The sequence below is a fragment of the Phaeovulum molybdatiresistens genome, assembly GCF_023544865.1.
In the GTDB taxonomy this organism is placed as follows: domain Bacteria; phylum Pseudomonadota; class Alphaproteobacteria; order Rhodobacterales; family Rhodobacteraceae; genus Pontitalea.
In genome coordinates this window covers 1-3,918 of sequence record NZ_JAMJFX010000062.1, presented here as the reverse complement: position 1 = coordinate 3,918, position 3,918 = coordinate 1, and the positions used below count along the sequence as shown (strand labels likewise).

General features: G+C 62.4%; 5 protein-coding genes. 3 read left to right on the top strand and 2 right to left on the bottom strand.

From position 1 onward, the window contains the following. Nucleotides 1-346: hypothetical protein (locus tag MXB90_RS17590; RefSeq protein ID WP_250046708.1), on the bottom strand; the 346-nt coding region annotated here is incomplete at its 3' end. A gap of 150 nt (nucleotides 347-496) precedes the next feature. Here MXB90_RS17590 and MXB90_RS17585 point away from each other — a divergent pair. After that, nucleotides 497-1,177 carry a hypothetical protein gene (locus MXB90_RS17585; RefSeq protein ID WP_250046707.1) on the top strand — a complete coding sequence of 227 codons (681 nt, stop codon included), beginning with the start codon at nucleotides 497-499 and terminating at the stop codon, nucleotides 1,175-1,177. A gap of 229 nt (nucleotides 1,178-1,406) precedes the next feature. Here the strand turns inward: MXB90_RS17585 and MXB90_RS17580 are convergent, their stop codons facing one another. Then, complete coding sequence (locus MXB90_RS17580) at nucleotides 1,407-1,718, bottom strand: IS66 family transposase (RefSeq protein WP_250046706.1); 312 nt, start codon at nucleotides 1,716-1,718, stop codon at nucleotides 1,407-1,409. Nucleotides 1,719-2,043: 325 nt separating this feature from the next. On the opposite strand from MXB90_RS17580, the gene MXB90_RS17920 reads away from it, so the two are divergent. Both MXB90_RS17920 and MXB90_RS17915 read left to right on the top strand, forming a co-directional pair. Next, the gene (locus MXB90_RS17920) at nucleotides 2,044-2,769 is read left to right on the top strand and encodes a DUF6538 domain-containing protein (RefSeq protein ID WP_462982326.1); all 726 of its coding nucleotides are present in this window, start codon (nucleotides 2,044-2,046) and stop codon (nucleotides 2,767-2,769) included. A gap of 333 nt (nucleotides 2,770-3,102) precedes the next feature. Next, the gene (locus MXB90_RS17915; protein WP_462982325.1) at nucleotides 3,103-3,630 is read left to right on the top strand and encodes a hypothetical protein; all 528 of its coding nucleotides are present in this window, start codon (nucleotides 3,103-3,105) and stop codon (nucleotides 3,628-3,630) included. Nucleotides 3,631-3,918 lie beyond the last annotated feature (288 nt).

The window sequence follows — 3,918 nt, the reverse complement described above, 5'->3', positions numbered from 1 at the left end:
CGCTGCCTGAAAAAAACGAACCTTCAGATGCCCGGAGCGCACCGCCAGGGAATTTCCACAGCATTCGCGACACGACCCAATTGAAAATCATGTTTGCATAGACAGAGAGGAGCGCGCGCTGGTTCCGAGAGCCGTCCTCGTGGACTTTGGACCGCCCCCCATTTTTCGCATTCAGGCCGCGTGTCAACGCGCCCTGAAATGACTGGACCACAGGCAGAAGGCGCCATGATTGCTCACTCTGGCCCCTGCAATGGGCGGCGCGCTTGGCGATTTGTGATGTCAGACCAAAGTCGTCGACAGATGCGGATTGCCTCAACTTGACGCGGATCAAGTCGAAGAATTGCATAAGATGGTATGAATATGGCGACGGTGAATAGCCGTCTATTGCGAAGTGGAGGATCGCGACATGTTCTCGAAATTCGACAGACCCGTGCTTCTCGGCTTGAAGGCCACGGCAGCTGCCGTTCTGCTTTCGGCCGCTGCCGTTGGCGCATCAATGATATTGCCTGGCGATCTTGGCGCGGCTTTCGCCCAAGGGCAGGGGCAGGGGCAGGGGCAAGGCGGCCAAGGTGAGCATGGCGGCGGGCAAGGCGGTCAGGGTAGCCAGTCTGGGCAGGGCAATCAGGGCCAGGGCGCGGGGCAGGGCGGCCCGGATTCAAGTTCCGATGGCAAGGGTCCGCAGGCTGGCGGTCCGGCGGACAGCAGTGGCGGTGGCAAGCCGATTTGGGCGCAGGAAGGCATTCCCGAGGTGGAACTTGGCCGCCTGAGCGTCGCGCGTTCGCCGGATCAGGTTCTGGACCGCGCCCTCAATGAGGCGTTGTCCACGGTCAATGCGGATATCGTCGCGTTCTACAACCTGAGTCTTGATGACGCGCTGACAAAGCTTTCGACGGATTGGGACAATGTGACCATCTACGACTCGCCCCTGCAAAGCCTTGCGCTGCTGAAAGATGTGCTGGCGGATGGCGCCACGTCGCTGCCGGGCGTGACCAATGATGCCGACACCCTGGCGGCGATGTTCCTTGGCATTGCCTCGGACAAGAACCTGCCGGTCTCGACCGAGACGGTGATCGCGATCACCACGATCCTGGGCTATCCGGTGACCGGCACAGACGCCGAGGATCTGGCCGCGGATGCCGAGGCTATCCGCAGCGCTGTGCTGGAAGGCCACGGCTGATCCTTGCACGGGCCCCGAAGCTACCCGTTAAGGAAGAAACGGGCGCGCTTACGTTTCATCCAGGATTTCCAGGGGTGCCCGCGAAGGAAACTTCGCAGGCACTTTTCATGTGTTCGGTTATTCTGCAACAACATCTTGTGATCGGCTCTGTGGCGCCTGCAAAAATGACGTTGTCCAGCTTCCCATGACCCGGGTTCGTTTTCCGGAGTTGGTGGACCAGCAGGGGACCTCATGTGCGTTGTGTGCCGTGGATGAGCGCGACGATGATCGGCGCCGCATGTTCGCGCCGGGCAACAAGACGGTCACCGGGGCCATTGCCACGCACGGTCTTCTCGATCTGATACAGCAACGCAATCTGGCGCAGCATCTCCTCGGCGATGGGCGAGCCGTCGCTCTCGAAGCGTTTGATGAAGCGACGGCGGACATGGCTCCAGTAATTGACCAGCTGCCACGGCCCCTCCTTGCCCGTGATCTCGGTCAGTGCGTTGTAGGACTGGTAAGGGTATCGTCGTATTGGAGCAACCGATTGGTATTTAGTCAAAATTTGGATTCCCTTTGGTCGCACCAAAAAACTTTATGCTCGTAGGTTCAATGAACCTGCGCAAGCAGCTCACACTGAGCAATCCGTGCTTCTTGCTTCGCCAAATGAGACAAATTGAGCGAAAAAACAGATATTTAGGCGTCAGGCTTCCGGCTGTTAATCAATTGGTCGTAGGTTCGATCCCTACCGCCGGAGCCAGATCTCTTACAACCCTTTGCGATCAAACGAAAAAGCGGCCCCTTGGGGCCGCTTTTCGCATCTGGGCACAGACTCTGACACAGATCTCGGCACAACCTCGGCACAAAGCCGCCCGGAGTCCGAAGTCATGCCCAGGGTTGCCCTCACCTATCTCGAACGCCGGCCCTCGGGCTATTATTTCCGCCGCCGGATTCCGGCCCTGCCGCGGCCCGCCGCAGAGGCCGAAAAAAAATTTCAAAATTCTGCAAGATTCCGGTTTCTGTGTTTTTCGCTCCGAACCCAGTTCCTCCCCGAAGCGAAAAGGCTCGCCCGCAGGCTCACCGCCGCCAGCGATGCTCTCTTCGCCGCAAGGACGGAGCAGGACATGCCAATTTCGGCGGAAACCATGGTGGCCATTCTCAAGACGCTGCGGGATCAGGAGATCCGCGGCCATGAGCGCGCGCGTGCCATGGCGACCGCCCGGTCCGTCGAGGATGTGGCCCAGGCCCAGGCCCGTGAAGAGGCGATCCAGGACGCCCTGCGGGCCGCGGTCGCGTTGGGCCAGCGCGACACCGCTCTGCCGTTGCTCGAGACCGCGGCCAGCCGACTTGGTCTGGCCCTCGCCCCCGCGGACCCGGACCTGCAGGTCCTGGCCCATCACGCCACCCGCCTGCTGATCGAGATCAGCCAGGAGCGGGCCCGCCGCGAGGCCGGCGATTATGGTGCGACCTCGGTCCTTGCCGAGCTCGGCGGCCCTGCCGCAGCCGTCCCTGCAGCTGCGGAGACGCCCACCTTCCGCAGCCTGCGCGCCGCGCCGCCGGGCCAGGGTGGCAGGTGTCCATTGCGCCTTGGGCAGCAGGAACCCTCTGGCTGACAGCGAAGCCTCGCGGGACTTGGTGCCCGAGCCCTGGCGCGCCTTGATCCCGCTTCGCCGCAGCAGGGCCCGTTTTGCGTCCGCCTCGGTTGGTTCCTGGCTGTCGAGCCAGGCGATGAAGTCGGAAAGGCTCTGACCGTCGCGCGAGACCTGGCCGAGCGCCCAGGGGGCGATCCGGCTGTCGAATTCCGTCATCAGGCGCGAGATCACCGCATCGGCCACCTCATACCTGTCCCGGCCATCTGCGAAAGGAGGGGGGGCCGCGACAAACCCAAACTGCGCGAATTCCGGCTCTGTGGCGAGAACCCGAAGCAGCTTCGCGATCCGCCGGACATGCTTGCGTGCGACGGTCTCACCCTTCGGCGAGACATCAAGGCGATGATGGAAATAGGCCTCCAGCGTCGCGGTGGTGATCGCGGCGGGCGGGATCTCCTGATCATGAAGCCAGACCAGGAAGGACCCGGACAAGAGCTTCAGATCCTGCGGCAAGTTGCTGGCCTGGATTGCGGCATGAACCTCATTCATCAGCCCGCCGATATCGGCAATTCCCCGCACCCGGGCCCGGGGCAGGGCGACGTCAAGGGCGGTCATCACCTCGGCCTTGTAGGTCGCAAAACTCCTGGCACTCAAACCAAAGGTGGCGGGGTTGCTGCCAGCGAGATACGCCTGCACCTTCTGCCGATCCACCACCTCGAGCTCCGCCACCCAGCCCGCGGCGCGAAGCAGCCAGCGCAGCCTCTGCGCCAGACGCCGCGCCTTTCTCGCGTCGGACAGCTTCGCGGGAAGCCGGTCGATCAGCGTCGCGAATGTGATCCTGGCTGGCAGATCCTCGACCGGCAGCTCGCGCCCGATCGCCTGTGACAAGGCCTCGATCGCGGCCCTGCGTGGACGCAATCCGTCGAGGTGCAGGATGTTCGACACGGTCTTGGCGCCCAGCCCTGCGCGCAGCGACAGGCTGCGCATGCTTTCGCCGGTGATCTCCAGATGGTTTCTGATTTCGTCTTGCAGTTTCGACATGATCTTTTCTCCGATGCAGGGTCGGAGCTTCACTCGCCGTCGCCGAGGTCGAGTGTGGCCTGCTGCCGGTTTCGTGGACACGAAGATAAGATCGTGACCAAGGCAACGGAGATCGGACATGGTGAGACGGAA

Bases quoted from the DNA above. Each gene is read 5' to 3' on its own strand.
- MXB90_RS17585 (WP_250046707.1), top strand. From the start codon at position 497: ATGATATTGCCTGGCGATCTTGGCGCGGCTTTCGCCCAAGGGCAGGGG.
- MXB90_RS17920 (WP_462982326.1), top strand. From the start codon at position 2,044: ATGCCCAGGGTTGCCCTCACCTATCTCGAACGCCGGCCCTCGGGCTAT.
- MXB90_RS17915 (WP_462982325.1), top strand. From the start codon at position 3,103: ATGCTTGCGTGCGACGGTCTCACCCTTCGGCGAGACATCAAGGCGATG.